The sequence below is a fragment of the Borrelia hispanica CRI genome, assembly GCF_000500065.1.
GTDB lineage: Bacteria > Spirochaetota > Spirochaetia > Borreliales > Borreliaceae > Borrelia > Borrelia hispanica.
In genome coordinates, this window is sequence record NZ_AYOU01000068.1 from 1 (window position 1) to 4,680 (window position 4,680).

Genomic DNA, 4,680 nt, shown 5'->3' on the forward strand with positions numbered 1-4,680 from the left:
AAACTATAACTATGATTAATATCATAATAATCATAATGATCCGTAATTAACTTAAACCTATCTTTAATAGCACGTTTACCTGAATTTAACGCAAATATATTCTTGCCTAATCTATACACAATATTATCTGTTAATTCAAAATCAATAGATAACTTACCAAATATATCTTTAAGAACATCCTTATCTTGTTTAGTAAGTGCATATAATTCTTTAGTATGCTCTTTCTCTTTCTTCTCTATTTCTGTTTGCTTAGATTGAATATCAACTAAATGTTTCTCCAAAAGTTCTCGCTCTTCAGCACCAATATTTAAATTAACAATATTTAGAAAATTTACAAATTCATCTTTATAATTTAATTCTGCTAATTCTGAACAAAATTTACTATCTTGTAGTAATAGTTTTATATGATTAGTTAAATCTTCTATATCAATATTTGCAAGTTCAATAGATTTGTCATTCTTTACAAGATTACAAATACGCCCAACTTCCATATCCAATGCAGAAATATAAACCATCACTTTTGCTATAAAGCTATCATTCCTCTCTATAACACAATTAACAGGCTCATCTCCAATTAAAAAGAATAGGTTGCATTTTGATAATCCAGTACATGCAAGTTGTATCTGTGCTTGAACATAATATTTAAAGAAATATTTACTTTCTAAAAAATTACCTGTTTGATTATATTCTGTAATAGCTGATGTTAAATAATTACTATCACTACATTTAATCTCTAATAGTTCTGTTTCACCTTGATTATTTACAAACCAACCATCTATTGTTGCACCAACAAGATTATCTCCTCTACCTACTCGTTTGAAGTAATTATATTTGTCTATCCCATTAGCATATTTGTTTTTGTGTAAAATTTGTATATTATCAGAATAAGTACGTAGAAATTCAGCAAATCCTAAATTTTCTAATGCTTTTCCTTTTTTAATATGCAAATTATCTTTATATGAAACTTCTTTCCCAAAAAATTTAAGTACTCTACTTACAATTAATTCAGAAGCAGCATCAGCACCAAGAAATATACTACCAACTTCACTAGCACCAAATCTTGTTAATGTCCCACGTTGAATAGAAAAATCTACTTTACTATTAAACTTGAAATATTCATTCTTTTTGATACCAGGTAATTTACGTCCTATTTTGCTCATTTTACTTACATTAGTTTGTTTGTTATTATCAGAATCTACGGTTGGAACAAAAGATTCTAAACCTTTAATAACTTGTTGGGTGTATAAATTTTGTTGATTCATTTTTTTTACTCCATTATTAATTTTTGTACTATTATTTTTATTCATAATAATTTAACTCCTTTTATGATTTCATCATTATAAATTATATATCAAAAAAATATATTTAGCAAAAAAATATTAAAAATATTTACAAAAAAATATCTAAATTACTATCAAATATAATAATTTAGATTAAATATCAAGTATATAATATTATTTAATTAATAAAAAACATAAAAATATGGCTTAGTTAAAAACTCTTAACAGAATCCTTAACTAAGCCATAATATCTTTATAGCACAATCATAAAAGTGATTGCAAATGAGCAATACTTAATAATGGATTATATCACTTTTATAAATAAAATCAATCCAATACTAACAAATACTCGTTATTTTTTAATATCCTGCAAATATTTTAATCATTATTAATTTATAAATATCTATTTATTACAGCAAAAATAATTTTTTAATAATCCAACAAGATTATTCTCACTTTTAAAAAGTAAAGTCATAGTTATAAAGCAAAATGAAATCTACTGCTATCCTAGCAAAACACCATTTAAAATTACTTATAAATACTTCTTATCATTCTCCTTTTAATTCTTTATACTTTTTTATAATCCTATTAAGTAAATCTTTCTGATTTTCAAAAAGTTCATCTAAAATAAACGACGTGAGTTTTGAATTTTTTTTATAAAAATCATAACTTTCTTGATTCTTAAGTTGAAATCTTAATGGTTTTATTGGATTTATTCGGGACTTTTTTACTGAATCTGCATTATTTTTTCTTAAAAAGATTATGGTTTCTTTTATTCCATTTTCTAACAAAAAAAGTTCTTCTATCACCCCACTTTCTATAGCCGATGCTATCTTCAAATATTCATAAGTTTGACTTTTAGCTAATTTATAATCTTTTATAAAAGCATCGAAACTTTTATAACCATCAAGTTTATAGTATGCATTATCTTTTATTTCTTTTAAAATTTTCATACTTTCTATTTTATTATATATCTCCTTTTGAAAATTAGATTTTAATTGTTCTTTTAATAGATTATAATGTTTCAATATTTCATCTTTATTTTTCAATTCATTTTTTATTTCTTTTTTTGATATTATCCTATCATTTATTTTTATTCCTATACTCATAATTAATCTCCTTTATATCATTAAAAATATAAAATTATCAAAATAGCATCTTTTTACTAATGCAAATTTCAAATAGAAAATTAGTCCGACTATCGGACTAATTTTCTATTTTTGAAACAAAATTTCCAAAAACACTTAAATACTCCTTTATATAATCTTTGTCTAGATCAAAGGTGTCATTTTTCGCTATCCTTCGATTTAAGTCTTCTCGTTCAGATATCATGCCTAAAAACTTATCTTTTTGTTGTAATCTTTCTAATAAATCCTTATGAGTTTTATTTTTTTTAAATTTTGTTACAAACAAAAATATCTGTGGTCTCAAATTTAATTTATCTACAAAAAATTCCAATAATTGTAAACTCTCTATAGTCCACTTTTCTGCTGTCATAGGAACTATAATGTATTTACTAATAACTAAAGCATTAGATAATGTAGAATCCAAATGAGGATTAGTATCAACTATGATAAAATCATACTTAAATTTTAAATACCTAAAACTATTTTTTAATCTATGCTCTTTATATGGTAACGTTTCTTCACTAAATGAATGCAAACTTAAATAACTTGGTAATAAATCAAGTTGAGTATCAACATTGATAATTGTATCATTTATTAATTGATTTCCCTTTAAAACCTCATATATATTTTTTTCAAGCAAATCAAATTCATCTTCTACTATTTTTTTATAGAAATAACTAGTAACAGATGCCTGAGTATCCATATCTATTAAAAGCACTTTATGTTTCTTTGATAATAAGGTTGCAAGTATTATTGCGCTTGTACTTTTACCCACACCACCTTTAATCGATGCAATTGTTATTATTTTTGGTTTTTTCTTATCCATTTAGTTATAAGACCCCCTTCCAAAAATTTCTTTCCATAAAATTCATACACTTCTTTCTCCAAACCTATTAATAGTTTGATCAAAGATCTATAATACCGTCTATAAACTCTATCTTTTTTAAGCAAATAAGCAATTCCTTTTAGATAGCAGAAAACGCTTCCTTTTCTAAATCTAAACTCTATGTAATATATTTTTGAAAATGAAACTGTCTTAGTAATACCATTTTCTTCATATCTTTTAACAATACTTTTTATTGGCTTTCTATACCCATAATAAATACCTAAAAATTTATCTCCTTCTTTTATAGAAAAAAGTCTAAAATATTCTGCTTTTTCTTCGTTAAACAATCCTTTAAACGATATAAAAAAACCATGCTTTCGGTTTTTATAAATTCCAAATGTGTATAAATCTTTCATGATTTTAGTATGGTATATTCTTTTACCTTCGATTTCTTCTATCTTAATAAAAAGAGATTTTTTCTCTTTTGGTATCAATTTTACTTTTTTTTTTTCTAAAATATTTAATTCATGCTCCATAATAAATCCTTAAGTTACAGCTTTATTAAATTCAGAGTGTTTTAAATGTTCCTTCTGGTTTTCTATCAAATCTAAAAGTTCATAGTAATACTGGTTATTAAATACCTTTTTATATTCTAATTTCTCTTGCCTTTTTAAATACTCTTTCAATTTTGGTATGAGAATTTCTATCTTTACTTTTTGTCTCAATTGATCAAGTAGTATGCTAAATATATTGTTTTTAAGATCTTCATATTGTGATTTCAGATTTTCTGTTTTTTTGACCGTCTTCTTTAAATTCGCAACAATGACGCTCAAATCCCCATATCTCTCTTGTTCTATAATAAAATGGGGCTTGGGTCTATATTTTTCATATATAGACCCCATCTTGGCTTCTAAATCTGCACTATCATATCCTTCATTTTTTAATTCCGTTACTACACTTTCTAACACCAATGAAAGCTTCTCTTGTTTCTCTTTCAATGTTACGCATCTTTTATCTTCTCCCCTTTTAGTATCTCCAATATAGCATCTCTCTATTGCATTCTCAGCATTCTTCAGTTTCCTCAATAAGTCAACTTTTACTTCTTTTTCTAAATTAAGTTTAAGAATATTATAGAAGAATCTCGTCTTAAAATTACATTTATTTGCATATTTCTTCAATTGAAAATCTTCGATTTGACTTGTACACTTTTCTTCTTTTTTATTCTTATTATATTTATTATATAAAGACTCCGCTTTTTCTACACTCCCCTCTTTATTGAATTTGCTTTTAAAATGTTCATTAACGCGCTTTTGGAATCTTTTTTCTTTTTTTATTTTGAAACTTTTATTTATTAATCTATTACATTCTTTTTTGTTGTATTTGAGTTCATAATAAACTTCAGTACCCATATTAATTCCTAAATGTTGATAATAGTTATTTGTTACTT

At 24.5% G+C, this 4,680-nt stretch carries 5 protein-coding genes; all 5 read right to left on the bottom strand.

Annotation, left to right across the window (positions count from 1 at the left end):
- Window positions 1-1,307 (bottom strand): DUF244 domain-containing protein (locus U880_RS0101775; RefSeq protein ID WP_024654526.1); only part of this gene is annotated, 1,307 nt, incomplete at its 3' end.
- 521 nt (window positions 1,308-1,828) lie between these two features.
- Window positions 1,829-2,389: a chromosome replication/partitioning protein gene (locus tag U880_RS0101780; protein ID WP_024654527.1), complete on the bottom strand. Its 561-nt coding sequence runs from the start codon at window positions 2,387-2,389 to the stop codon at window positions 1,829-1,831.
- 97 nt (window positions 2,390-2,486) lie between these two features.
- Complete coding sequence (locus U880_RS0101785; RefSeq protein WP_024654528.1) at window positions 2,487-3,233, bottom strand: ParA family protein; 747 nt, start codon at window positions 3,231-3,233, stop codon at window positions 2,487-2,489.
- Window positions 3,209-3,769 carry a DUF226 domain-containing protein gene (locus tag U880_RS0101790; protein ID WP_024654529.1) on the bottom strand — a complete coding sequence of 187 codons (561 nt, stop codon included), beginning with the start codon at window positions 3,767-3,769 and terminating at the stop codon, window positions 3,209-3,211. The genes U880_RS0101785 and U880_RS0101790 overlap by 25 nt, the downstream gene beginning before the upstream one ends.
- 9 nt (window positions 3,770-3,778) lie before the next feature.
- Window positions 3,779-4,680: plasmid maintenance protein (locus U880_RS0101795; protein WP_024654530.1), on the bottom strand; the 902-nt coding region annotated here is incomplete at its 5' end.

Coding starts and splice junctions, on each gene's coding strand:
- U880_RS0101780 (WP_024654527.1), bottom strand. CDS start 2,389: ATGAGTATAGGAATAAAAATAAATGATAGGATAATATCAAAAAAAGAA.
- U880_RS0101785 (WP_024654528.1), bottom strand. CDS start 3,233: ATGGATAAGAAAAAACCAAAAATAATAACAATTGCATCGATTAAAGGT.
- U880_RS0101790 (WP_024654529.1), bottom strand. CDS start 3,769: ATGGAGCATGAATTAAATATTTTAGAAAAAAAAAAAGTAAAATTGATA.